Below are 24850 nucleotides of genomic sequence, written 5' to 3'. Positions count from 1 at the left end.
GCGCCGTATTTAATGTTGTGGACTCATACATGCTTTTATCTCTTCCGCCTCCAGTGATGCTGTCACTTGCCATCGTGCTTGAAGTTGTCGCGACTTCTTTATTGCCTAAAACGCAGCAATTTACTTCCCTTCCTGCGACCGCCGCAGTACTCGTCGGTTATGGCTTTGCTTTTTATCTGTTGTCTCTCACGGTTCAAACCATGTCTTTGGGTGTGGCGTATGCGATTTGGTGTGGCGCAGGGATAGTGTTGGTCGCGGCGTTGTCTTGGTTGGTCTACGGGCAAAAGCTAGACATCTACGCGATCATTGGCATCGCTTTGATTCTGTCTGGTGTGGTGGTCATTAACCTGTTTTCAACGTCGGTGAGTCACTAAGAGTCTATTTCCTACTTCTGAAGGAACAAACTAATTGGAATCTAGAGTAGTTAGCCTTCAACTTAAGGTATTGAATATAATATAGTAATTCCAATAAATGCATTTTGTGCATGTATTTTATGAAAACAGCTCACTTTACTCATAGATTGGTCGGTTTAGTATAGCCAGCAGAAACCAATGATTATAAATAATCATAGATATTATCTGTTTATCAATAACTTAGGGGGTCATTATGACTATTCCGACAACCGATATGATGGAAGCTTGGACGGGATTTCAAGCTGGCGACTGGCAAACATCCGTTAATGCACGTGATTTTATTCAGCGAAACTACACCCCTTATGAAGGCGATGAGTCTTTTCTTGCGGACGTGTCGGAGTCGACGACACAGCTATGGGAGTCGGTGCTAGAAGGTATTAAAGAAGAAAGCCGCACTCATGCCCCTGTCGATTTTGATACTGATATCGTTTCCACTATCACCTCACACGATGCCGGTTACATTGTAAAAAACCTCGAAAAAATCGTGGGTCTACAAACCGATAAACCACTGAAACGCGGCATCATCGCCAATGGTGGTATTCGAATGGTGAAAACGTCGTGCGAAGTGTACGGTCGTGAATTAGAGCCACAAATCGAAAAGATCTTCACTGAGTACCGCAAAACGCATAACCAAGTAGCGTTCGATCTTTATACCGACGAAATTAAAGCATGTCGCCGTTCTGGTATTATTACTGGTCTGCCGGATGCTTATGGTCGTGGACGCATTATCGGCGACTACCGTCGTCTTGCTTTGTACGGTATCGACTTCCTAAAATTAGACAAAAATGAGCAATTCAAATCGACTCAGAAGATGCTTGAAACGGGTGGTGATTTAGATAAGACATTGCGTCTACGTGAAGAGCTTACTGATCAAATTCGTGCCCTTGATGAAATGCGAGAAATGGGTTTGAAGTACGGCATTGATATGTCTTCTCCTGCTCGTACTGCGCAAGAAGCAATCCAATTTACCTATTTTGGCTACTTAGCTGCGGTTAAGTCTCAAAATGGTGCTGCGATGTCGCTAGGCCGCACATCAACCTTCCTAGATGTTTACATCGAACGTGACCTTAAACTTGGTCTGATTGATGAAAAACAAGCGCAAGAGTTGATTGACCATTTCATCATGAAGCTTCGTATGGTTCGTTTCCTTCGCACTCCTGAATATGATTCATTGTTCTCTGGCGACCCAATTTGGGCAACAGAAGCAATGGCTGGTATGGGCGTTGATGGTCGTACTCTTGTTAGCAAAACGACTTTCCGCTACTTGCACACATTGCACACGATGGGCCCAGCACCAGAGCCGAACATGACGGTTCTATGGTCTGAACAACTGCCTATCGCGTTTAAACAATACGCGGCTAAAGTGTCTATCGAAACCTCATCACTTCAGTATGAGAACGACGATCTAATGCGTGCGGATTTTGATAATGACGATTACGCGATTGCGTGTTGTGTAAGCCCGCAGGTGGTTGGCCAACATATGCAGTTCTTTGGCGCTCGCGCAAACCTTGCTAAAGCGCTACTTTACACCATTAACGGTGGTGTTGATGAAAAATCTAACATGCAGGTTGGTCCTCAAGTTGCTCGTATCGAAGATGAAGTTCTCGATTTTGACCGCTTAATGCCACGCTTTGATGACATGATGGATTGGCTTGCAACGCAATACGTCACTGCGCTGAACGTGATCCATTACTCGCATGACCGTTACAGCTATGAAGCATCGTTAATGGCATTGATGGATCGCGATGTTCATCGCACAATGGCTTGTGGTATTGCAGGGCTGTCGGTTGTTGCTGACTCGTTAGCGGCTATCAAATACGCGAAGGTAACACCAGTACGTAACGAAGATGGCATCGCTGTCGACTTTGATATTGAAGGCGAATATCCAAAATTCGGCAACAACGATTCACGTGTCGATGATATTGCTTGTGATTTGGTTGAACGTTTTATGAAGAAAATTCAGAAAAGGAACACCTACCGTGAAGCGGTTCCAACTCAATCTATCCTTACGATTACTTCAAACGTTGTATATGGTAAAAAAACCGGTAACACGCCTGATGGTCGCCGCGCTGGTATGCCATTTGGCCCGGGCGCAAACCCAATGCACGGTCGTGATGAGAAAGGGGCGGTGGCTTCACTTTCTTCAGTTGCCAAACTGCCGTTCGAGTACGCTAAAGATGGTATTTCTTACACCTTCTCAATCGTACCAAATGCACTAGGTAAAGATGATCTAAGCCAAAAAGTGAACCTAGCAGCACTAATGGATGGTTACTTCCACCATGAAGAAAGTGCAGGATCGATTCGTGTTGAGGGTGGGCAACATCTTAACGTGAACGTGCTTAACCGTGACATGTTGTTGGATGCCGTCGAACATCCAGAAAAATACCCACAGTTAACCATCCGAGTCTCGGGTTACGCTGTGAGGTTCAACTCGTTAACACGTGAGCAGCAACAGGATGTAATTAGCCGTACGTTTACTGCTAAGATTTAACCGTAAACTTCAAGATATACGGTTCTAAAAAAGCGCGAGAATGACATCCGTTTCTCGCGCTTTTTTGTGCGTGGAGTATGGCGCTAATGATGTCGTTGGGCGTCGCGTTGTCTTGGCTAGTATATGGGCAAAACCGATATTTACGCGGTGATTGGAATTACTTTGATGCTTTTTTTGGGGGGATTCGCTTGTTTTTTATGTCAGAGATCACTAGGAGCTCTAACTTATCTTTGCCCCAAAACCGCTTAGAACATTTACTCTACACATTTTACTACTACCAATCGAAGTAAGTTTTTCTAATGTGTAGGAATAGCTATGTCAGTCTTATGACCTGACTGTTTGTACAGTTTATTGGGTTTATCTGACTGCAAAGTATAAAAATGGCTTGTTTTGTCGAGGATTCAGTCTCGTTTTGTCGATAGAAAAATCAATAAGCCATTGTTAATTATAGGCTTATTGTTTGTCCTATCTGAGATAACGAGCATTGTTAAAAAGAGATAACACGCACGCTCGTTTTTATGTAAAGACAAAATGCTGAATGTGATGCATATGCTTTATATTTCAGTGGTTTATGTTAGCCTGAATGAAAGTTAGGCAAGCAGAAAAACGAGCAGGCCTGTTATTAAGAATGTTATATGATTTAAGGAGAAATCTTTGAGTAATTGGGATGATGTTGCTGGTAAAGTTGAGTTTAATCTTCAATTAATCAGCGAGTTACTTATTAATACAGTTCCTTATTCTAGCCAAGTTCTCGATTTTGGTTGTGGGTATGGAAGAGTAACTAATGAGCTTTATGACTTAGGTTATAAAAGTATTTGTGGTGTTGATTCTTCATTGGAAATGATTAATCGTGGGAACAATGAATTCCCGCATCTAGAGCTGAACTACTCAAAAGGTTCACAACTTCCTTTTTCTGATTCTTCCTTTGATGCCCTTGTTACGTGTGCTGTTTTTACATGCATTCCAGAGGCGCAAGTTAGGGTAAATGTTGTTTCTGAACTACTAAGAATTTTAAAGCCAAATGGAGTCATTTATTTAGCTGAATTTTGTTCTGATGAAAGTCTTTTTTTTACGTCTGGTGTTGGGGTTCCAATGTGGCACGGAACTCAAGTTGAAATTGAAAACATAGTTGATGGGTTTGTACTAGAAAAGTCTATCGTTGTTAATAATCAAACGATGACAGGGCATAATAGTAAGGCTTGTCACGTAGTGGCTAGAAAAATCATATAACAAAGCAATCAACACGATTTATTACATTCGGCGTTGTAGGTTTGTCTTTGGCTTTGGTGTTTAAGGCAGTAAAATTCAGCTAAGCCGTCGTAGTAATAAACGTGTTATTGCGGCGCTGACGGATCCCCTCATAATTTCCCTAGTCCTGCGTTGTGTGTGAGCCTTTGATATTCGAACATTCCCCATTGATATTGGGATTCATTAATTTGATATCGCCGATGATTTCGAACTTCTCTCCCTAGACGAGGTATGGAGAGAACTCGGCGGTGTTTAATGCTGTTGGCTTGGAAGTCAAAATGCCATTTGGCCTGTACTGCAATGAGGCCATTCCACCACATCAAGATTTCAGCGAGCAACGCAATAAGAAGCAGGATATCTAATCGCTTAGTACAACGAGTTCTGTTGTGACGAAGTGCGATTCCATAGGCGGTACTCTTTAGATCGCGGAAGGCCTCTTCTATCTGCATACGCTTGGCGTACAGATTGGTAATTTGTACTTCATTTAAGATATGTCTAGGGACATTCGTCGCGAGTAGCCACGGCTCCTTCGCACTGCGCTGGTAGAGATGTGTAGCGGAGTGTTTTTGGCTGGTTCTACTATGGCGCTGGGCTTTTCGGCCTTTTTCTAATCCCTTATAAACATAGGCTTCACAAGATATCGGTGATCTCTTTGCTAGTAAGCAGTGGCCAAGATATTTGGGTTTATGGACAGCGGTTGGATAAAAGGTTTTATTTGAGACCCAAGGTTTATGAGGTTGTTTGACTGATACTTCACCTCGGACACGACCTAACCAAAACCAGCCTTTCTCTTGAACTTGTCGGAACCAAGTATTTCTAAAACCCGCATCAGAAACGATGATTGGACTGGTTTTACTGGGTAAAATACTTTGCAATTTATCGAGGAATGTTTGGTGACTTTTCGGTGAATTATATTGGCCATACTCAAAAACTTGTTCAAAGATTGTGATGGCTCGACCATCAAGTGCAACGGATGCTCTTAACGTCATATAACGAAGTTGTTCACGAACATCAGACCAATCCACAAGGATCACAGGGCATGAGTTGGCGCCCGTTATTAAGTAGGCATGCCATTTATAAATTAGGTCTTTTTCACGATGTAGTTGGCGATTTCCAAGCAGTCTATCAACGCGTTTGATCGCATGTTTTACCGTGGTATTAGTTTCCAGTTTGCGACCTAGTTTAGTCAGCGTTAAGTCTGAGCCGTCAAGTACACTTTTTGTAGCAAGTATCAGAGAACTAACGCGTTTTTTGTGAATGGAGGGGCATTGGTTTTGTATGGTTTGTTGTAGAATCTGAATGTCGCGCATTGTTAACCCACTTGTTCGAAATGTGTGTTCAGCGATATTCATTAGATCAAAGACGGCGATGCGCGTCTACCTCATTGTTTTTACGCCTGATTATGAGGGGATTCGTAAGATTGCGGCGTTATGTGTTCAGACTAAGCTTTGAGGAAAGTGTATTGAACTTAAAGAAAAAACTTCAGTATCAACTACTGCCTAAATTCGTAGATAAGTACATCGAGGCAAAAAATCGATGTATAGAGAAAAACATACGCCAACGAGGAATAACTTCTCTTTTAGTGGATAACACAGTTTTGTTTCATGGAGTAACACACGAAACTGCATGGATATCTAATGGAGTAAAAAAGTGGGGTGATACCGAGATAGAAACAGGTCTCCTTTCTAGGATTCCTGTCCATGAAAGGGGGTTTAAAGGGAGGGAGTACGCTTCAATTAAATTCTTACCAAGTATTATCGATTTGGCAAAAAGAGGGGTACTTGAACTGTGTCTTTCTGATGAGCTAAAAGATGAACAGTGGACGCAGCCAATGGGTAGGTTCCAAGGTTACGGAATGTTTGATAATTCGCTGTTTAAGGGAGTAGACATGCGTATTATCCATGATCCTGATTATGCTTTTGTTATTAGCGCACATTCAAGGAGCCTAGAGGAGCAAAGGAAAGATAGGTTAGCGTCAAAATCTGACCCTCTTTATCATGATCTTATTCGTGTATTAGGAAAGAAAAATTCACAAGATATTTGGCATATTGTTACCGCAGAAAGAAATGGTTGTTATTGTTTCTTAACTATGGACTTTAAACTTGTTAAAAATGTAGAAGCTCAGAAGAATAATCCGGTAGTTAAGTCTCTAACTACTAAAGTATTAACACCAGAGCAGTTAGGCTTGGAGTTAAATTTGCCTTCCATTTCCCCTTGGCTTTACTCGTACCATCAGGCTGATTGCCCAGTAAATTCAGAGCTCAATTGGTCTAACTCCAAACGGCAGAAACCGAAAAGAAACACATAATAAATTACTCAAGTCGACAGCTAACGTTCGGCATTTTTGGTTTGGTTTAGTTCAGTGATTACGGTGGCTTTGCTTGAGTACGGTGGTGGTTAGCTGCAACTTAGCAAGGCGTTACTTTTCAATACCTCAGCTAATCCGAAATCTAACAAGCTCCTAATCTCGCTAACTCGCTTTTGTCCAGAACCTTCATAAGCTGAATTTTCGCCCGTGGCATTTTCTAGTTCAAAAGTCCTCCTTTCCGACTCAGAACCGAACTCTATATGAGTTGTCGGGAGATTTTCTTTTACCCTCCCTACATCAAACGGATCCATAGCTGATCTTCCTAGCGACTTACAACGTAAGAGGTTAGCTAAAAGGGAGAAAACAATATGTCCACCGTCTATGTCAGCATCGGAAGCAACATTAACCGCGAACATCACATCACAGAATCTCTCAAAGCGTTGAATAGTCACTTTGCACCTCTGAACATTTCTAATTTCTACGATTGTGAGCCTGTTGGTTTTGAAGGGGACAACTTCCTAAACCTAGTCGCAGGGTTTGAATGTGACCTTTCTATCGCTGAACTGGCTAAGGTTCTGCATCAAATCGAATTAGAAAATGACCGCAAGCGAGAAACTAAAGAATATGCCTCGCGCACGATGGATATCGATATCCTTCTTTACGGTAACGAAGTAGGCATTATTGATGGAGTAGAGCTGCCTCGAGGTGAAATCACCGAGTACGCTTTTGTGCTTCGACCGTTAGTTGATGTTGCCGCGCAAGAACTTCATCCCACTCTAGATATCTCTTTTCAGCATCTCTGGAACAACTTCGATCAGCTGAGTCAGAAAACCGAACTTATACCGTTCGAGGTCAGCTTCACTTAGTCCCTGTAACTGCTTTAAACAGAACGCTTGAGCTTTATTGATCTTTTCCTCTAATAGGCACGTAACTCACTCTACCTTCTAAGGATCGGAAACTGTTATGAATCACAATGCGATTATCACCATCACAAATCTCAGATTAAGAACCTTCATCGGCTTCAACGAAGAAGAAAAAACCAAGCAGCAAGACATCGTCATAAATGCGGAGATCCATTATCCCGCGAACAACCTTTGCCTCTCTGATGATGTGGAGAACGCACTTAACTACAAAAATATCTGCAAAAAAATTATTGAACATGTTGAATCTGGACGGTTTCTGCTTTTAGAAAAGTTAACCAGCGACGTACTCGGTATTTGTATCGACCATTCATGGGTTCGATACGCTCAGGTGAGAATTGACAAGCCTCATGCTCTACGTTTCGCCGATTCCGTCTCGCTCACCCTGAGCTATGAAGCAGAACTTGAAGATTAACTCATAAGGAGCGACTCAATGCTAACCACAGAAGCTGAAAAAGTAAGAGAAGCTTTGCTCGAAAAGGGACTAGAAACCCCGATGACATCGAGCGAAATGAACCCCGACCAGAAGTACAACCGCATCAAAGGGCTTTTGACGGAAGTTGTCAGTACGCTCGGGCTGGATTTAACCGATGACAGTCTCGCTGAAACACCTCATCGCATTGCAAAGATGTACGTTCACGAGATATTTTCAGGGCTCAACTACAATAACTTCCCAAAAATTAGTGTTATCGACAACAAAATGTCAGTTGATGAAATGGTTAAGGTATCGGATATAGATTTAACTTCGACGTGCGAACATCACTTCATCACCATCGATGGTTTAGCACAAGTGGCTTATATCCCAGAATCCAAGATTCTTGGGCTATCTAAAATAAACCGTATTGTTCGATTCTTTGCTCAGCGTCCGCAGGTTCAAGAACGCCTTACACAGCAAATCCTGGTCGCGATACAGACTCTAGTCGAAACAGAAAATGTGGCTGTGACGATTAAAGCAACTCACTACTGCGTTAAATCGAGAGGCGTTATGGACGCTAACTCTGAAACCACCACAACCGCGCTTGGTGGCAGTTTCAAAACTAACCCTCAAACTAGAGCTGAGTTTTTACGATGAGTGAAACGATTCTAATAACTGGAGTGGGGAAGCGTTTAGGATTCGCTCTGGCGCAGCAACTTATATCTGACGGATACAAAGTCGTTGGCACTTACCGAAGCGACTATCCCCAGCTGAAAATACTGCGCGACAGTGGAGCCGACTTACAACAGGTAGACTTTTATCAACAAAGCAGCCTAGAGGGCTTTCTTCATTACGTTGGTCAAGAATATAAGACACTTCGTGCCATCATACATAACGCTTCCGACTGGAAGCCTGAGAACAAGACAAACCCCAGTGAAAATGCATCACAAATCATGCACCAGATGATGACGGTTCACGCTACCGTGCCTTATCTGGTTAACTTAACGCTCAAAGACCAATTAATGTCTGGCGATAAAACGTCGGACATCATCCACATCAGTGATTACGTTGCGGAAAAAGGCAGTAAAAAACACATCGCTTACGCGGCCAGTAAAGCTGCACTCAACAACCTGACGCTGTCGTTCTCAGCGATGTTGGCTCCCAAGGTGAAAGTCAATACTGTCTCTCCTGCCATGATAAAATTCAATGAACATGATGACGAGGCGTACAAAACCAAAGCTCTGAAAAAAGCACTGATTCCCGCAGAGGCAGGCTTTGAAGAAGTGATAGATGGCATTAAGTTTGTTTTGGCTAGTCACTATATGACAGGAAGGACTTTGCACCTTGATGGCGGCAGGCACTTGAAGTGAAGTTCATGCGTTGTGATCTTGAGGCAGGATAGTCAACTAATCTATTCGTCTTTCATATCGTCTAACTACATTTTTTTAAGTTGTCCCTCGACACTTTTTGGGTTTTAGACATTAGAACGTGTTTGCATGGGCGACTCACCAAACAACTGCTTGTAGCTTTGGCAAAAATATCCCAGATGAAAAAAACCAAAGTCAAAGGCGATTTCATTGATGCACCGTTGTTCGCTCGGATTTTGCAGAATGCGCCGTACCTGGTTGAGACGTACATTTTGTATAAATTGTTTTGGTGATATGTCACAACAGGACTCAAAGGTGTATTGCAGCGTACGGCGACTGACATAAACCGCATCGCACAGTTCAGACACGGTGACGGGTTTACGGTACTGCGAGTTATCTAGGTACTGCCTAATTCGACGCATTGTGTTCTCACGCTGTGAGGCATTGGTTTTTTGCATATTTTGATTAGACGATTGAGCGAACAATTCGACCAACATATCTTGAACAATGGATTGATGAGTTTGAAAAGACCAGCGAGATTGACTCGGGGAGAGTAGTAAGCTCAAGTAAGCTTTTATTTGTTGGGTGTAGTGTTGAGAGCAACCAAGAAAGTGGCTCTTGCTGTTTAATGATTCAATCTCTAGCTGTTGCTGAATCATTTCAACCAGTGAAGGGCTTATGACTAACCCATAAATAGAAAAGGTTTCTGGCGTAAGTAGCTCAAAATCCGCCCCAGCCTCACGGATCAAAATACTATCAGGATTACCTTGTGCGTAATTGATGTGTAAAGGTCTATCGTTAGCACTGATCCCTAACCAAATCCCTTCATTAATACGACATTGCTGCTTGAGTTTTCGGTTGCTGTCTTCTCGAAATAGGTGCACGTGAGAAAATTTTCGTTCACGGATCTGACCTAGAAAACTTCCTTGACTCAGTTGGTCATATTCTTGCTGCCAGTTAAAGAGGCTGGCTGCCTGCTGATTTGCATCAAATGTGTTGAATGTGCACAAATTAGGTGCATAACGCATCAATTCTTCATCCTTTCTCATCATTCCATGACCTACCCATGTGACCCATATTAGTACAGTGTGTCTTTAAGTTTATGTTTATTAATGCTTTTTTATGTTTGCCGATTCTTGATATTCATTCGGTTCAAAAATCGCTTAATTACTCATATATACAAAAGGTTATTGAGCAAGAACTGAACCAGTTTATGAAGAGGGAATTTATGACAGCAGCTTATCGCCGACAACAAGGGCACCTGGTTTTTAACTTTGAGTCGTTAGCAGATCTGATGGCAAAGGCTACGCCAGAGCGTTCAGGGGATGTTTTGGCTGGTGTATCTGCGACTTCTGCTGCAGAGCGTGTTGTAGCTCAGATGACACTGGCAGACTTGCCCCTAAAGACGTTTTTAAATGAAGCGGTGATCCCTTATGAAAGTGATGAAGTTACTCGTTTAATCATTGATAGCCATGATAGAGAGGCGTTTAAAGCGATTGATCACCTTACAGTGGGAGACTTTCGGAACTGGCTGCTAAGTGATGAAGCCGATAGTCTCACGCTTGCAAAGCTGCGTCCTGGTTTAACTCCAGAAATGGTGGCTGCAGTGAGTAAGATCATGCGTAATCAGGATTTGATCCAAGTCGCCAAAAAATGTCGGGTAGTGACTGCGTTTCGTAACACCATTGGCTTGCCTAGTCGTTTATCCACCCGTTTACAGCCCAATCATCCAACCGATTCTCTCAATGGCATTGCCGCCAGTATTTTTGATGGTTTGATGTATGGCAATGGTGATGCTGTGATCGGCATTAATCCCGCAACAGATAATGTACCACAGGCAATTAAGTTGATGAATCTGATGGAAGAGGTCATTCAACACTACCAGATCCCGACCCAATCTTGCGTATTAACCCATGTTACCAACACGATTGAAGCGATTGAGATGGGCGCTCCGGTGGATCTCGTCTTTCAATCTATTGGTGGCACTCAAGGTACGAACGACACCTTTGGTATTAACCTTTCGATCCTTAAAGAAGCAAACGAAGCGGCGCTTTCGCTGAACCGAGGCACCGTTGGAAGTAACGTCATGTACTTTGAGACAGGGCAAGGAACATCTCTCTCTGCCAATGCTTTTCATGGTGTGGACCAACAAACTTGTGAGACACGGGCTTATGCCGTAGCGCGTCATTTTAATCCATTGTTGGTTAATACCGTGGTCGGCTTTATCGGCCCTGAATATCTCTTTGATGGAAAACAGATTATTCGAGCAGGGCTTGAGGACCATTTTTGTGGCAAATTGCTTGGCCTGCCGATGGGGTGTGATATCTGCTATACCAACCATGCCTATGCCGATCAAAATGATATGGATAACTTACTGACATTGCTCGGTGTCGCTGAGTGCTCGTTCATTATGGGGATTCCGGGTTCCGATGACATCATGCTCAATTATCAAACAACCTCGTTTCATGATGCACTTTATGCACGCAAGGTGTTGGGTTTAAAACCTGCGCCGGAGTTTGAGGAGTGGCTAACTCAGATGCAGATTTTTGATGATGTAAAAGATGTGCGCCTAAATGAACGACTCTCCGGCTCATTTGCTGGCGCTCTAGCACAACTTAATGGAGGCCCCGCACATGGGTAAGGTGGTCTCTATGGCAAAACATTCTGCTTCTAAGTTGGTAACTCAAAACCCTTGGCACGAGCTTAAAGGTTTTACATCGGCACGTATTGCACTGGGTCGAAGTGGAAATAGCGTTCCAACTAAAGAGTTGCTTTCATTTCAACTCGACCATGCACAGGCGATGGATGCCGTTCATTGTGCTTTAGATGTGGATTCATTGGTTGAGCTCATCGCTCAATCAAACTCGGTCATTCAACACACTTCTCAGGCACCAATTAAGGCGCACAGCAAAGCGACAGACAGATTCATGTATTTGCAAAGGCCGGATCTTGGTCGTGAGCTTGATGACGTCTGTTGGAATCAGTTGCAAGCCGTTCTTCATTCAGAGTCTCCCCCGTTTGATCTCGCGATAGTAGTGGCTGATGGCTTGTCTTCAATTGCCATTCAAAATCATGCAAATCCAGTCATTGAGCATCTGCTTTCTTTATTAGGGGAAGACGAAGTGCCGTGGCATGTTGCTCCTATTACTGTTGTGAGGCAGGGCCGAGTGGCAATAGGAGATGATGTTTGCGAGTGCTTACAAGCCAAGATGGTGGTGGTTTTGATTGGTGAGCGCCCGGGACTGACCTCTCCAGATAGCATGGGTATGTACCTGACTTGGCAGGCGAGAAGAGGAACAAAAGACTCTGATAGGAACTGCATTTCTAATATTCGCCCACAGGGGTTGGCTTATGAAGATGCGTGTAAGCGAGCGGTATACCTATTGAAGGAAGCTCGTCGGCTAGAGCTTTCAGGAGTCAACCTTAAAGACCGTTCGAGTATCGAGGAAGAAGGTGGTGAGCAGTAGAAGACAAGCACACAGGCAATTTTTTAATTGGATAAAAGACAAAAATAGAGGGATTTACAATGTCAGAACATCAGGAATATTTGGCGCAAAGACAACTTAAAAGGGGCACTGCTGGGTGGATTTTGCTAGCAGGGTTAGGCGTTTCATACGTGATCTCTGGTGACTTTGCAGGCTGGAACTTTGGTATCGGTCAAGCTGGCTGGGGAGGCTTTCTTATTGCTGCAATTGCTATGGCGGTGATGTACTTTACCCTTGTCCTTTCTTTGGCGGAGATGTCTGCGGCTATTCCCGCTGCAGGAGGTGGCTATAGTTTTGCTCGACAAGCCATGGGACCAACGGGGGGATTTTTTACCGGCTTATCCGTCTTAATTGAGTATGCCCTTGCACCTGCCGCGATTGTCATTTTTATTGGCTCAGCGGTGAATGAACTAATGGGTATCGATGGTCCTCTTGTTTACGCGATCTTTTATGCCATCTTTATCGGTATTCATATGGCAGGGGTGGGAGAAGCTCTGAAAGTCATGATGGTCATCAGTGGGTTAGCCGTACTAGCAATTCTTATGACAGCAGGCGTATTGGTTAGTGAGTTTGATGCTAATAATCTGTTTGATATCGCTCCGGCAACCGCACAAGCCACAGAACTACTTCCTTTTGGTTGGTATGGTGTATGGGCGGCACTACCGTTTGCAATGTGGCTTTTTCTTGCGGTAGAAGGGGTTCCATTGGCTGCTGAAGAGGCGAAAAACCCGGCCAAGGATGTACCCAAAGGCATTATCGGCGCAATGCTATTCTTACTGGTCACCGCTACCTTAGTCGTTCTGCTGCTTGCGGGCGCTGTGGGTTCTGAAGCGATTGCGAATAGCGCCGTTCCTCTAGTCGATGCCTTGAAGTTGACCGGTAATCCAACCGTTGCAACGGCTGTTAATATACTAGGACTTGCAGGACTTATTGCTTCATTCTTCTCGATTATCTACGGTTATAGCCGCTTGGTGTTTGCATTGTCTCGTGCGGGTTACTTGCCTCAAAGCTTGTCGCTTACAAACCAAAACAAAGTGCCTGCTCGTGCTTTAGTGGTGCCGGGTGTGTTTGGTTTTGCTGTGTCATTGACCGGAGAAGGCGACCTGATCTTGGCGATGGCGGTAGTGGGGGCGACAGTGTCTTATGCATTAATGTCGCTTAGTCATATATTGTTGCGTATCAAGCAACCAGAGCTTCACCGTCCATACAAAACACCGGGTGGCATGCTGACTTCCGGCACTTCACTAGTGCTGTCGCTTATTGCAATGACGGGTGTTTATGCTTTTGACCCATCTGCATTCTTTATGACTATGGGACTCTTTGTGATTGGTGGTGCTTATTATGGCCTATATAGCCGTAATAAATTGGTCGCATCGACCGCTGAGGAAGAGTTTGAGATGCTGTCGGTTGCAGAGAAAGAGCTTGAGGCTACTAATTAGATTCAATTTCTAATGGTATTTAAGGCTCTAGTGCTTTGCTGGAGCCTTTATTACACTACTTGTAGTAACTTGCGTGTAAACCCCAATCGTCATCACCTCTAACGATAAATATTAATTTAGAAATAGTGCTGTTTTAGGATCATTTTCTTGGAACGTTTTTGTCCAGACACTTGTCATGATTTTTTATAACGAGTTAGATTCATAGCGACGAGCCCCGAAGTTCATTGATAGTGAAGTTTTCATCGCGCTAATCATGTCGATTGCCTTTCTCTAAAGATAAGTTGAAATGATGCAAAGGAAGAATTCGGCATAGATTATGAATGGGATTGATTCAGTAGACGGAATATATGATTCACTAGTAATTAGGATGAATTACTGTTCGCATGTGTATATGTAGCCTACTCCAGACTAACTTCCCTCACACCCCAACACTGCCACAAACGCATCCAAATACTTCTCTATAGTTAAATCCGCAGAAACTGGCGGAAGTTCTACGGTAATGCATGGCAGGTTTCTTTCCTGACACCATGTGCCGAATGAGCCTGGGGTTTCGTAATCCACGTCTTCCACGAGTGGTAGGTTGAACTGCTTGCCTAGCCAAGTGGCGAGTTCCGATTGGGTTGGGTCGTCGACCATAGCGAGTGGTTCGTGGAAAGAGATGACGAACTTGGGTTGGCGTTGCTCAATGAGGTTAATGAGCGACTGCACTTCCGGTTCAAGCAGATCGGCTTGTCCCGTTTTTACTTTTACATCTCTGACTGGTGTGTGAGAACTCCAGCGATAGACGGTCCCGTTTTCTGTCCAGTTCTGAGTCGGAAAGGCGCGGTTTAGATCGACTTGGTTAGCGTTGGCACGAGTACCCAATTGATTGCCGTCCGGGTTCATCGACAGGATTACATCGTGTCGTAAGTTGGCGGCAGGCAAACATCTTAGCGCGCAAGATAAACCTGCGATAGAAGCCGTTTCATCACCGTGTGTGCCTGCTAAAATCAGCCCGCGAGACTCGCTTTCTACTTGCGCGGGGAAATAGAGCAAGGGTGCGCCCAATACCGAATTTCCATATGACAGCGGCTTTATTGAAAATGCAGCTCTTTCCGTTCTTGGAATTAAACTCACCTTAATCTCCTGATTGATCAAGTACTATCAAATAGTCACTACTATTTAGATGACCTCTATTAAATAAACCATAGCGTCAAAACTCGTCAACCGTCGCATTGTTAATTTTATTACTTTGCTTCAAAGATAGGCTAGGAGAGCAAAAAAACATGGATTTTAAGAAACATTCAACGGCTTTAATCATTTCATCTTTATTGACCCCTTTTATATCAGTGACTGCCGTTGCTGAAACCTTACCTGCGGGAACTTCTCTGGCGAAAGAGCAACACTTGGTGCGCGCTAATGATGCAGAAGCGGCGACGCTTGACCCTGCGAAAGCAGAAGGCCTGCCAGAAATGCACATTCTACGTGACCTATTTGAAGGTTTAGTGATTCAAGATCGCGATGGCAATATCACCCCAGGTGTTGCACAGTCTTGGGAAACCGAAGACAACCAGACGTTTGTATTCCACCTACGTAAAGACGCGAAATGGTCGAATGGCGATCCGGTGACGGCCGATGATTTCGTGTATGCGATAAGACGCGCGGTAGACCCTAAAACGGCATCGCCAAATGTGTGGTACCTAAAGCTTACTCAAATCAACAATATCGCTGACGTAGCCGAAGGCAAAAAGCCAGTTGAAGAGTTAGGTATCTCTGCAGTCGATAAACACACGGTGAAATTCGAACTCGATAGTAAAGTGCCTTACTTTGTGGCGATGACAGGCCACACATCCATGATGCCAGTGCACAAAGCAACCCTAGAAAGTAGTGACAAGCCGTGGAGCGATCCTAAGCAATTTGTTGGGAATGGTGCATTTGTGCTAGAGGAGTGGGTGGTGAACGAGCGCATTGAACTGAAGAAGAACCCAAAATACTGGGACAGTTCAGATACTCACTTAACCGAAGTAACTTATATTCCGTTTGAGAATCAGAATGCCTCGATTAACCGTTATGCAGTGGGCGAGGTCGATATTACTTCGGACGTGCCTACACACATGGCGCAGCAGCTTAAAAGCAAATACCAAGATGCGTTTACCACAGTGCCTCTGCTGTGTACTTACTACTACGCATTCAATACTACGCGACCACCATTCGATGACGCACGAGTCCGTAAGGCTGTCTCTTATTCCATGATGCGTGACGTTATCACCAATGGTGTTACTCAGGTCGGCAACTTACCGGCTTATACCTTTGCTCATGAGTACACGGCTGGTTTTGATGCGACACAACCTGAATACAGTACTTGGACTCAGAAGGAGCGTGATCAAAAAGCAAAAGAGCTACTGAAAGAAGCGGGCTACGATGCGTCTAATCCGTTGGACTTCAAACTGCTTTACAACACCAGTGAATCGAACAAGTCCATAGCAGTGGCGATTGCATCAATGCTGAAAGGCAACTTAGGTGCACAAGTTGAGCTTGAAAACCAAGAGTGGAAGTCTTACTTGGTGTCACGTCGCCAAGGTGATTTCGATGTAATGCGCGCCTCTTGGTGTGGTGACTATAACGAAGCATCAACCTTCTTGAGCCTATTGCGCTCTGGTTCTTCGGGTAACTTTGCTCGTTACAATAACGACAAGTACGACGCAGCAATGGACAGCGCCTTAGCTGCAACCAGTGAACAAGATCGCCAAGGTTTCTATGATCAAGCAGAACAGTTGTTGGCAGAAGATATGCCGATCGCACCAATTTACTACTACATGCAGGCTCGCCTAGTGCGACCAAGTGTCGGTGGTTTTGCGAAAAACAATGTGGAAGGGCGTATCTACTCTAAGGATCTCTACATCAAAGAGTAATTGCGTTTGATTCACGCGGCGACACACCGCTAAGAACATGAAATAAAGAAAAGGGACGTTGATCATAAATATCTGATCAACGTCCCTTCGTCATTAATCTGTAACGGTAAGAGCAAAAAACTGAAACCTGATTGAAGTATTTTTCACTTTTATTTCAATCAGGTGAAGCCATGTTACCCCCTCTACGTGCCCTTGTTGCGTTCGAAGCTGTTGCCCGCCTCGGTTCTATTGGCGCTGCTGCGCGCGAGCTTTGTGTTACCCAAGCTGCGGTGAGTCAGCAGCTTAAAAGTTTAGAAACCTTTCTCGATACCACATTGTTTGAGCGCAGCTCCAAAGGCGTAAAGCTGACGTCAGCTGCCCAGCACTATCAACCGATTGTTGCGGGTTCATTAGCACACCTGAAATTACAGACTCAAATCCTCTTCGGGGAAAAAGAAACCGACGTGTTGAGCCTGCGCGTTAATCACACTTTTTGCCATAACTGGCTGTTACCTCGCCTGCCATCTTTTTATCAAAAATACCCTTTTATCAGGCTCGATATTCAGCTGGTGGACTGGCCATCAACCAATCCTTGTCAGAATGTCGATATCGAGCTGACCAACGGCAAGGTAGAAAGCGAAGACACTCATAGTGAGCGACTGTTTCAAGAACATTGGCAGTTGGTGTGTAGCCCAGACTTTAAAAACCAATATCAAGATGCCTTGGCTAAGCATGATTTTTCTGCTCTGCCGACAGTGCAAGTAAAAGGCTACCGAGAGAACTGGCTGCAATGGTTGAGTCACAACCAATTCGAGATGACCTTACCGAAGGTGCTACTTGAAGTGAGTAACTCTCTGCATGCATTAGAGGCGGTCAAACATGGCATTGGCGTGTTGTTGGTGCGTTCGCTAGCGGTGTCTGAGCTGTTAGAGAAAAACGATCTGGTTCTGGCGACTGAATCCTCAATGCCTGCCGAATCTGCCCACTATTTGATTAGCAAACACAGACGCAGTGCCAAGGTGAATTTCTTTTGTGATTGGCTTTATCACCAGATGGAAGACGGTGAACTGGAAGAAAGGTTTTCTAATGAGTAGCCATAAAAAAAATGAAGGGCGCTCTTACTAACCTGTCACACAAACCCCTTAATTTAACCGCATACAAATAAGGACGAGGTCACCATGAGTGCTTTCTCAGAACCAATGAAAAACCGCTTAAAGGTACTGCTATTTACTGCACCGTTGTTGGTGCCACTGTTTACTTTTTGGCTCGTACCATTTGGTTATTCGATTTACATCAGCTTCACCGATTGGGATTACATCTCGCCAGATTATTCGTTCATCGGCTTAGAAAATTACGAGTACATGGTTGAGGATTACGAGTTCATCCAAGCGATGCTCAACACGTTTTGGTTCTCTGTGGGTGTGGTGATTCCCACCATTATTCTTGGCCTTGTGTTTGCCATGTTGCTGCACAAAAACTTCAAGGGTAGCCAGTTTTATCGTGCGGTGATCTTCTCGCCTTGGATTACACCCACAGTCGCGGTGTCGATTGTGTGGTCTTGGGTATTTGAGACCAAATCAGGCTTGGCAAACCACTTACTGGAGTCGGCAGGGTTTAGCGCGATTCCATGGTTAGAAAACGGTAACACAGCCTTAATTGCGGTAATTATCGTGACGGTGTGGCAGGCGATTGGTTGGACGATGCTGTTCTACATCAGTGCGCTTAACAAGATTCCAGAGTCGCTGTATGAAGCCTCTTTGATTGATGGTTGCAGCAGCTTAACGCGCTTTTTGAAGATAACGCTGCCACTGATTTCACCAACCACATTCTTCTTAGTGGTGGTCAACATTATTACGGCAATGCAGGCGTTCGATCAGTTCCAGATCTTAACGCAGGGCGGGCCGGGTGGTGAGACACGTACCTTGTTGTACTTGTTCTACCAACAAGCGTTCGAACGTTACGAAATGGGGCCCGCGGCCGCGACATCGTTAGTGATATTCCTGATTACTGGATTGTTGGCACTTATTAATACCTACATCGGCAAGCGCTGGGTGTACTACTAGTCGATTTTTGAAAGGACAGAATTATGACCACGCAAGTATTGGATGCCAATCAAGTATTGAATCAGAGTGCAGCGAAAACCAAAGTTAGAGCTCAAGCCAAAGTGGCGAAGTCAGAGGTTGCGTCAAAGAAAACCTCAGTGGATCGCCGTTCGTTTATCGCACTTGCGAAGCACCTGTTTTTGGCAACCTGCGGAACCATCATGGTGTTCCCGTTCTTATGGATGCTGTCTGGTTCGCTGAAAACCAATGATGAGATCTTTGCTAACCCTCTGGATTTGATTCCAGAGCAGTTTCGCTGGGAAACCTTTGTCGAAACCTTCCACAGCGCGCCGTTTGGCTTGTACATCTTCAACAGCTTTAGCGTGGCTTTGTTCACGACTCTGTTGGTGATTGTGAATTCCGCGATGTTTGCATACGCGCTGACTCAGCTGAAGTTTCGCTCGAAGACCGTGCTCTATTTCATCGTGATGGGCTGTTACATGCTGCCGGGTGCAGTGACTTACATTCCGTCTTACATCACTTTGGCAAAACTGGGTTTGTTGGATTCACACATGGGCTTAGTTGCGTCGAACGCGGCGTCGGTTTTCGGTGTGTTTTATCTACGCCAAGTGTTTATCAAGGTGCATCCGTCGCTGATTGAAGCGGCACGAATTGATGGTGCAGGTGAGCTCAAGATCTTATGGGCAATCATCTTACCGCAATGCCGAGCAGCAGTCGCAACACTGTTCCTCATCACTTTTATTACCAATTACAACAGCTACATGTGGCCAAGCCTGGTGATTACGACTCAGGATTTAAATCTGATCGCTACTGGTATTCGTCACTACTTTATTGCCGAAGGTAACTATGGGTTGAACTGGTCGCAAATTATGGCGGCGAGCACCATTGCAGTATTGCCTTTGTTAATTCTATTCGTCATTTGTCAAAAGACGATTCTTTCAGGTATCGCCGATAACGGCGTAAAAGAGTAAACGGAAATGAAACTAAAAACTCTCGCACTAGTGTGTGCTGGCGCAGCAAGCGCGTCTATGTTCTCTAGCAGTGTTCTTGCGGCAACCGAAGTTAACTTTTGGTATTCCGGTGGTACTAAGCCACAGCAAATGATGACTAAGCTCATCGAAGAGTTCAACGCCAGCCAAGATGAGTATGTGGTGAAGCCAGCATTGCAAGGCAACTACACGGAAACATACCAGAAGCTACAAGCTGGTTTAGCGTCGAAAACAGCGCCTGAACTTGTGTTGTTAGATTCAGGTCGTGCGGAAGCGATGCACGGGCGTGGTTTGAGCCGTGACCTAACGGCTTTCATGGATGAAGAGTTTAACTTCTCTGATTTCATTGGTGCGTTTAAAGACCAGGTGACCGCAGACGATGGCACCATCATTGGTCTGCCTGCTTACGGCACAACTCAAGTGTTTTACTACAACAAGCAGGTATTGGCAGACAACGGCTTTACCGAGCAAGACCTAAACACATGGCAAGGCGTGGCTAAGGTCGCTGAAAAAGTCACACAGCGTGATGAGAAAGGCAAAGTGACGTTCTATGGCTGGGAGCCGATGTGGGGCCAAGACAACATGATTGACGCGGCTTTCTCTAACGGCGCGAAGATCATCAGTGATGACGGCAAAACAGTGCTAATTGATTCTGCTGAATGGGTTGAGGTGTGGGACAGCTTCCGTAAGTGGATCCACGATGATCAAATCATGCGTATTCACTACGGTGGCCAAGGCTGGGAATACTGGTACAAAACCATTGATGACGTGATGAAAGATAACGCACTTGGTTACACCGGTTCATCGGGCGACCAAGGCGACTTGGACTTCACTAAGCTTTCAGCAACCACACAGCCTGGTTGGGGTTCAAACCCTTCTGCGCCACAGGCGGGTGCGTTGGTTTACGTAATGCCAAAAGGCACAGACGAAGTGGCAGCAAAAGGTGCATTCGAGTTTGTTGAGTTTTACACCAACGCGAAAAACACCGCAGCATGGTCAATGTTTACGGGTTATATCCCAGTGCGTAACAGCGTTTCTGAAGTACCAGAATACCAAGCATTCACTAAAGAGAATCCGCAAGCTCTGATTCCTTTGAAGCAAGCAAACACGGCGACCAAAGACTTCCTAGATCCTACTAACGGTAAGATCATGGATGCGCTGAAGGTGGCTGCAGACCAGATTCAAATCCAAAATGTGCCTGCTGACAAAGCGCTAAAACAAGCGGCTAAAAAAGCACAACGCGCACTAGACCGAGCGAATCGTTCTTAATCTGTAAAGTGGTTAAAACTATCTTTGCATGCATAAAGGCCCATCTATTCGGGTGGGCCTCTTTTGACCCAGTCCTTCAATTAGGACGAATTTGGTGAAGACAATGACCCAATTTCAAGGTGAGCTGCCGTTTGGCAGAGTACGTATCCCCTTTGATGTGCCAGCAGGTTCTCACTGCGTAACCATTACTGGTACGACGGTGAAAAAAGGATTCTTGTACGCAGCGGCGTATGATGCCAACCAAGCATTTCGTGGCAAAGTGCTATTTGAAAAGGCGCACAAGTCACTCTCTATCCAACCGAAAAACTCTGGTTTAGGTGCGATTGATGGTGCGATTCCATCGGGCGAATGGTTCTTAGAACTTTACAATCTCGAAGGTGAGTTCCGTACAGAGCGTGCGATGCAGTATCAAGTCGATGTGCTTTGCTCTGATGAGTTAGTTCATCATTCTAATAAGCTAGGTACTGACGGAATTGAGAGTGAGCTAGAACTGAACCCAACAGTCACAACGGATCTCGATATCGAGTTCGACTACAGCCATATGTTGAGCTCTGATTCTCGCTGGTATCGTGGCGATTTACACGCTCACACTCAGCTTTCTGATGGTCACAATACCTTGGCCGCGGCGAAAGATATTGTTGAATCACAAGGGCTCGATTTCTTCTTCTTCACTGAGCACAACATCTGCCAGCCTAAGCTGCCTGTATCAAACCAATGTTTGTTTTTACCAGCGTTAGAAGTCACAACCGATCTCGGGCATTTCAATGTGCATGGCCCAGTTAAGTCTTTGGACCTTAGAGACGTTGAACACAGCAGCCAAGCGACCATGGAAGCCGGATTGAGCTTAGCTAGAAGTGGACACAATGGTGGACACAGTTCCCTTGGCATTAATCACCCGATGATGAAGCCGTGGCATTGGCATTACGATCAAGTGGATCTCAGCCAAGTGTCTACGTTTGAAGTGTGTTGTGACCCAACGTGGTCGACCTCGCCAAAAGCGACCGAAGAGGCGTTATTGGTTCTCAATGAAATGTGGAATTGCGGCCAGCGCATTACGGCGATTGGCGGCAGTGATTCACACCTTGAACCCCATGAACGCAATCCAAAATCGGATGAACCTTCTATCTACGGTGACCCATCAACTTTCGTTTACAGCCATGGTTTGAGCGGCGAAGGCATCTTGTCTGGTTTGCGTAACGGGCAGGTTTACCTAGAGCGCCGTTGTGGCTTGAAATTTGATATCAACTTAGGTGATTTGCTGCCGGGCAACGACTCTCAAGGGCAGGCTCTCACTTATCGTATCGCTGTCACTGATTCAAAAAACCTTTACTACGCTGAGTGCGTGGTCGATGGCGAGATTATTGACCGAATCGCTCTGAATGATGAGCTGCAAAGTATCCATATTGATGAAGGCTACCGTTGGTGTCGAGTGGATATCCGTCGTGGAGAATTTTCTTCTGCATTAATCAACAGCCCTCAACCCGTATCTGAAGAACGTGAGTTTGAAGGCTGCATCAACGCCGTATTCGACGGCAAACAACCAGAATTTAACCAACCCCTAGTGCGTACTTGGGGAGAACTAATGGAGCGAATGAGCCGTGATGAAGTTTAAGGCGATGTTATTTGATAAAGACGGCACATTGTTAGAGTTCCACAAGATGTGGCTTAACGTTTCTCGTGGTGCTTGTGAGCGTGTGAAATCTTACAGTGACCAACACCAAGGTAATCAAACTGTCACACCTGTTGAGTTACTCTTGGCCATCGGTGTTGAAGGTGATGTGGTTGATAACTATGGACTATTAGCCTCAAATCCAGTGGAAGATACCGCAACAGCGTGGTTCAACATGCTGCAACCGAATGTCTCGCTCACTGAATTCACTAAGGTGACCAAAGCCGCTTTCAATGATGAAGTGGAAGAGAACCCAAGCTGGATTGAAGCCCTGCCGGGTGTGGCTGAAAAGCTTGACCTGTTTAAGCAGCAAGGCATGATTTTAGGTATCGCGACCGCAGACACCAAAGACTCGACCATCTACACACTGGAGCAATCGGGTTTGAGCGAGATGTTCGATTATGTTGGTTATTCTGATGGCGATATCGAACCTAAACCAGCGCCCGCACTACTCAATGCCTTCTGTGAGCAATGCGGTATTGAGCCACATGAAGTGATCATGTTTGGTGACACGGTTTCAGATATGGAATTTGGCCGCAATGCAGGCGCAAGCAATGTCGGTGTTCTGACGGGGACTGCACAACACAGCGAGTTAGAGCCAGTGGCGGATCTGGTTATCGCATCAGTCGCCCATTTTGAGCTCAACCAACTGCAAGAACGTGGCTAAAACGTCCACGACAGATTGCAAAGATAGTATTTAACGAATTGATTTAAGGACAGGTTATGGCTGAAGTCACACTGAGAGGGGTAGAAAAAACCTACCCAAATGGTTTTAAGGCTGTGCACGGTGTCGATCTGAATATTCGCGAAGGTGAGTTCATGGTGTTTGTTGGGCCGTCTGGCTGCGCAAAATCTACGACACTTCGCATGATCGCAGGCCTTGAAGATATCTCAGAAGGCGATGTCTACATTGGCGATAAGCGTGTAAACGAATTGCCACCTAAAGATCGTGGTATCTCGATGGTGTTTCAGAACTACGCGCTTTATCCGCACATGTCGGTGTACGAAAACATGGCTTTTGGCCTGAAGCAACAGAAGCTGCCAAAGCATGAAATCAATGAGCGAATTGAAGATGCAGCCAAGACTCTCGATATCGAACACCTGCTAAATAATAAGCCGGGTGAAATGTCGGGTGGTCAAAGGCAGCGTGTGGCGCTTGGCCGTGCGATGGTGCGTAAGCCAGATGTGTTTTTGTTTGACGAGCCCTTGTCTAACTTGGATGCCAAGCTGCGTGTTTCGACTCGTGTCAGCATTGCACAGCTGCACAATAACCTGAAGCAAGAAGGGCAGAACGCCACCATGATCTATGTGACACACGATCAGGTGGAAGCCATGACCCTTGGCGATCGCATCTGTGTGTTGAATCAAGGTGAGATTATGCAAGTCGATACGCCAATGAACCTTTATCAGTACCCAGCAAACAAGTTTGTCGCAGGCTTTATTGGTTCGCCAGCGATGAATCTTCTCAAGGTGAGATTGGATGAGATTGATGGCGTGATGAACGTGGTCTCTGAAAGTGGGACTCGTTGGACACTGCCACAAGACAAGCAAGCTATCGCTCGAGAGAAACTCGGAGAGTGGTTGTGGTTTGGTGTTCGCCCTGAGCACATTCAACTGGCTAATCACGATGCGCCGTTGTCGGAAGTGAATACTCAAACGCACAAGCTTGATGTGGTCGAGTCGATGGGTAATGAGTTGTATCTCTACTTCAAACTCGGTGCTGACAAGTTGGTGGCACGTGTCCCTTTCGATGCGGATCGCACGGCAAATAGTGGTGAAGAAACGGTGCTGCATTTCAACACAAGCCAATGTCACTTGTTTGATTTGGAAACCGAAGAGACCCTTGTTCCTCAAGGCTAATCAAACTGACGTTACAGATCTCAAGTTTGTGACCAAATCGTTTA

The 24850-nt window shown here is 45.1% G+C and carries 22 protein-coding genes and 1 pseudogene; 19 read left to right on the top strand and 4 right to left on the bottom strand.

Annotated elements, in window-relative coordinates:
- The first annotated feature begins 29 nt into the window (after positions 1–29).
- The 3 genes from AB6D06_RS01645 to AB6D06_RS01635 all read left to right on the top strand — a co-directional run bounded on the left by AB6D06_RS01645 (position 30) and on the right by AB6D06_RS01635 (position 4134).
- Positions 30–374, top strand: a complete 345-nt coding sequence (locus tag AB6D06_RS01645) for a multidrug efflux SMR transporter (protein ID WP_017061635.1) — start codon at positions 30–32, stop codon at positions 372–374.
- A 232-nt stretch (positions 375–606) separates the two neighbouring features.
- On the top strand, positions 607–2904 hold the full coding sequence (gene pflB, locus AB6D06_RS01640; protein ID WP_372109854.1) for a formate C-acetyltransferase: 2298 nt from the start codon (positions 607–609) through the stop codon (positions 2902–2904).
- 654 nt (positions 2905–3558) lie between these two features.
- Positions 3559–4134, top strand: coding sequence for a class I SAM-dependent methyltransferase (locus AB6D06_RS01635; RefSeq protein WP_372109853.1), 576 nt, complete (start codon positions 3559–3561; stop codon positions 4132–4134).
- Positions 4135–4262: 128 nt separating this feature from the next.
- Here AB6D06_RS01635 and AB6D06_RS01630 read toward each other — a convergent pair whose 3' ends face one another.
- A complete protein-coding gene (locus AB6D06_RS01630; protein ID WP_107899425.1) occupies positions 4263–5462 on the bottom strand; it encodes an IS4 family transposase in 1200 nt (399 codons plus the stop codon).
- Between the two features lie 152 nt (positions 5463–5614).
- Here AB6D06_RS01630 and AB6D06_RS01625 point away from each other — a divergent pair, with 152 nt between their 5' ends.
- Positions 5615–6460, top strand: a complete 846-nt coding sequence (locus tag AB6D06_RS01625) for a hypothetical protein (RefSeq protein WP_372109852.1) — start codon at positions 5615–5617, stop codon at positions 6458–6460.
- An 89-nt stretch (positions 6461–6549) separates the two neighbouring features.
- On the opposite strand, the gene AB6D06_RS01620 is transcribed toward AB6D06_RS01625, so the two are convergent.
- Positions 6550–6771, bottom strand: a complete 222-nt coding sequence (locus AB6D06_RS01620; protein ID WP_372109851.1) for a hypothetical protein — start codon at positions 6769–6771, stop codon at positions 6550–6552.
- Between the two features lie 57 nt (positions 6772–6828).
- Here AB6D06_RS01620 and folK point away from each other — a divergent pair, with 57 nt between their 5' ends.
- The 4 genes from folK (at position 6829) to folM (ending at position 9165) form a co-directional block, all read left to right on the top strand.
- Complete coding sequence (gene folK / locus AB6D06_RS01615) at positions 6829–7326, top strand: 2-amino-4-hydroxy-6-hydroxymethyldihydropteridine diphosphokinase (RefSeq protein WP_102320872.1); 498 nt, start codon at positions 6829–6831, stop codon at positions 7324–7326.
- Between the two features lie 97 nt (positions 7327–7423).
- Entirely contained in the window at positions 7424–7795 is a 372-nt protein-coding gene (gene folX / locus AB6D06_RS01610; protein ID WP_017067658.1) for a dihydroneopterin triphosphate 2'-epimerase, read from the top strand.
- Between the two features lie 18 nt (positions 7796–7813).
- Positions 7814–8452: a GTP cyclohydrolase I FolE gene (folE, locus tag AB6D06_RS01605; RefSeq protein WP_372109850.1), complete on the top strand. Its 639-nt coding sequence runs from the start codon at positions 7814–7816 to the stop codon at positions 8450–8452.
- Positions 8449–9165, top strand: coding sequence for a dihydromonapterin reductase (gene folM, locus AB6D06_RS01600; RefSeq protein ID WP_372109849.1), 717 nt, complete (start codon positions 8449–8451; stop codon positions 9163–9165). The genes folE and folM overlap by 4 nt, the downstream gene beginning before the upstream one ends.
- 104 nt (positions 9166–9269) lie before the next feature.
- Here the strand turns inward: folM and AB6D06_RS01595 are convergent, their stop codons facing one another.
- Entirely contained in the window at positions 9270–10190 is a 921-nt protein-coding gene (locus AB6D06_RS01595) for a helix-turn-helix domain-containing protein (protein WP_017067657.1), read from the bottom strand.
- Positions 10191–10390: 200 nt separating this feature from the next.
- On the opposite strand from AB6D06_RS01595, the gene AB6D06_RS01590 reads away from it, so the two are divergent.
- The 3 genes and pseudogenes from AB6D06_RS01590 to eat all read left to right on the top strand — a co-directional run bounded on the left by AB6D06_RS01590 (position 10391) and on the right by eat (position 14086).
- On the top strand, positions 10391–11803 hold the full coding sequence (locus tag AB6D06_RS01590; RefSeq protein ID WP_017061645.1) for an ethanolamine ammonia-lyase subunit EutB: 1413 nt from the start codon (positions 10391–10393) through the stop codon (positions 11801–11803).
- A pseudogene (gene eutC / locus AB6D06_RS01585) lies at positions 11796–12664 on the top strand (ethanolamine ammonia-lyase subunit EutC). Before AB6D06_RS01590 ends, eutC begins: the two are co-directional and overlap by 8 nt.
- A 24-nt stretch (positions 12665–12688) precedes the next feature.
- Positions 12689–14086, top strand: a complete 1398-nt coding sequence (eat, locus tag AB6D06_RS01580) for an ethanolamine permease (RefSeq protein WP_102320877.1) — start codon at positions 12689–12691, stop codon at positions 14084–14086.
- 408 nt (positions 14087–14494) lie between these two features.
- Here eat and mpaA read toward each other — a convergent pair whose 3' ends face one another.
- Positions 14495–15202 carry a murein tripeptide amidase MpaA gene (gene mpaA / locus AB6D06_RS01575; protein ID WP_372109848.1) on the bottom strand — a complete coding sequence of 236 codons (708 nt, stop codon included), beginning with the start codon at positions 15200–15202 and terminating at the stop codon, positions 14495–14497.
- A gap of 149 nt (positions 15203–15351) precedes the next feature.
- On the opposite strand from mpaA, the gene AB6D06_RS01570 reads away from it, so the two are divergent.
- The 8 genes from AB6D06_RS01570 to AB6D06_RS01535 all read left to right on the top strand — a co-directional run bounded on the left by AB6D06_RS01570 (position 15352) and on the right by AB6D06_RS01535 (position 24806).
- Positions 15352–16977, top strand: coding sequence for an ABC transporter substrate-binding protein (locus AB6D06_RS01570; protein ID WP_372109847.1), 1626 nt, complete (start codon positions 15352–15354; stop codon positions 16975–16977).
- Positions 16978–17147: 170 nt separating this feature from the next.
- Positions 17148–18050 (top strand): LysR substrate-binding domain-containing protein, encoded by a 903-nt coding sequence (locus AB6D06_RS01565; RefSeq protein ID WP_372059063.1) that lies wholly within the window; start codon positions 17148–17150, stop codon positions 18048–18050.
- Positions 18051–18134: 84 nt separating this feature from the next.
- Entirely contained in the window at positions 18135–19019 is an 885-nt protein-coding gene (locus AB6D06_RS01560) for a carbohydrate ABC transporter permease (RefSeq protein ID WP_017064953.1), read from the top strand.
- 23 nt (positions 19020–19042) lie between these two features.
- On the top strand, positions 19043–19990 hold the full coding sequence (locus AB6D06_RS01555; RefSeq protein ID WP_102332229.1) for a carbohydrate ABC transporter permease: 948 nt from the start codon (positions 19043–19045) through the stop codon (positions 19988–19990).
- A gap of 6 nt (positions 19991–19996) precedes the next feature.
- Entirely contained in the window at positions 19997–21277 is a 1281-nt protein-coding gene (locus tag AB6D06_RS01550) for an extracellular solute-binding protein (RefSeq protein ID WP_372109846.1), read from the top strand.
- Between the two features lie 103 nt (positions 21278–21380).
- Positions 21381–22889, top strand: coding sequence for a CehA/McbA family metallohydrolase (locus AB6D06_RS01545; RefSeq protein WP_372109845.1), 1509 nt, complete (start codon positions 21381–21383; stop codon positions 22887–22889).
- A complete protein-coding gene (locus AB6D06_RS01540; protein WP_102332227.1) occupies positions 22879–23613 on the top strand; it encodes an HAD family hydrolase in 735 nt (244 codons plus the stop codon). The genes AB6D06_RS01545 and AB6D06_RS01540 overlap by 11 nt, the downstream gene beginning before the upstream one ends.
- Before the next feature lie 56 nt (positions 23614–23669).
- The gene (locus AB6D06_RS01535) at positions 23670–24806 is read left to right on the top strand and encodes an ABC transporter ATP-binding protein (protein ID WP_372109844.1); all 1137 of its coding nucleotides are present in this window, start codon (positions 23670–23672) and stop codon (positions 24804–24806) included.
- The last annotated feature ends 44 nt before the right edge of the window (positions 24807–24850 follow it).

It is taken from the genome of Vibrio sp. 10N.239.311.G01 (assembly GCF_041465805.1).
In the GTDB taxonomy this organism is placed as follows: Bacteria; Pseudomonadota; Gammaproteobacteria; order Enterobacterales; family Vibrionaceae; genus Vibrio; species Vibrio crassostreae_C.
This window is presented reverse-complemented; position numbering and strand designations above follow the sequence as displayed.

Bases quoted from the DNA above. Each gene is read 5' to 3' on its own strand.
- AB6D06_RS01645 (WP_017061635.1), top strand. From the start codon at position 30: ATGCTTTTATCTCTTCCGCCTCCAGTGATGCTGTCACTTGCCATCGTG.
- pflB (WP_372109854.1), top strand. From the start codon at position 607: ATGACTATTCCGACAACCGATATGATGGAAGCTTGGACGGGATTTCAA.
- AB6D06_RS01630 (WP_107899425.1), bottom strand. From the start codon at position 5,462: ATGCGCGACATTCAGATTCTACAACAAACCATACAAAACCAATGCCCC.
- AB6D06_RS01620 (WP_372109851.1), bottom strand. From the start codon at position 6,771: ATGGATCCGTTTGATGTAGGGAGGGTAAAAGAAAATCTCCCGACAACT.
- folK (WP_102320872.1), top strand. From the start codon at position 6,829: ATGTCCACCGTCTATGTCAGCATCGGAAGCAACATTAACCGCGAACAT.
- folX (WP_017067658.1), top strand. From the start codon at position 7,424: ATGAATCACAATGCGATTATCACCATCACAAATCTCAGATTAAGAACC.
- folE (WP_372109850.1), top strand. From the start codon at position 7,814: ATGCTAACCACAGAAGCTGAAAAAGTAAGAGAAGCTTTGCTCGAAAAG.
- folM (WP_372109849.1), top strand. From the start codon at position 8,449: ATGAGTGAAACGATTCTAATAACTGGAGTGGGGAAGCGTTTAGGATTC.
- AB6D06_RS01595 (WP_017067657.1), bottom strand. From the start codon at position 10,190: ATGCGTTATGCACCTAATTTGTGCACATTCAACACATTTGATGCAAAT.
- AB6D06_RS01590 (WP_017061645.1), top strand. From the start codon at position 10,391: ATGACAGCAGCTTATCGCCGACAACAAGGGCACCTGGTTTTTAACTTT.
- eat (WP_102320877.1), top strand. From the start codon at position 12,689: ATGTCAGAACATCAGGAATATTTGGCGCAAAGACAACTTAAAAGGGGC.
- AB6D06_RS01570 (WP_372109847.1), top strand. From the start codon at position 15,352: ATGGATTTTAAGAAACATTCAACGGCTTTAATCATTTCATCTTTATTG.
- AB6D06_RS01565 (WP_372059063.1), top strand. From the start codon at position 17,148: ATGTTACCCCCTCTACGTGCCCTTGTTGCGTTCGAAGCTGTTGCCCGC.
- AB6D06_RS01560 (WP_017064953.1), top strand. From the start codon at position 18,135: ATGAGTGCTTTCTCAGAACCAATGAAAAACCGCTTAAAGGTACTGCTA.
- AB6D06_RS01555 (WP_102332229.1), top strand. From the start codon at position 19,043: ATGACCACGCAAGTATTGGATGCCAATCAAGTATTGAATCAGAGTGCA.
- AB6D06_RS01550 (WP_372109846.1), top strand. From the start codon at position 19,997: ATGAAACTAAAAACTCTCGCACTAGTGTGTGCTGGCGCAGCAAGCGCG.
- AB6D06_RS01545 (WP_372109845.1), top strand. From the start codon at position 21,381: ATGACCCAATTTCAAGGTGAGCTGCCGTTTGGCAGAGTACGTATCCCC.
- AB6D06_RS01540 (WP_102332227.1), top strand. From the start codon at position 22,879: ATGAAGTTTAAGGCGATGTTATTTGATAAAGACGGCACATTGTTAGAG.
- AB6D06_RS01535 (WP_372109844.1), top strand. From the start codon at position 23,670: ATGGCTGAAGTCACACTGAGAGGGGTAGAAAAAACCTACCCAAATGGT.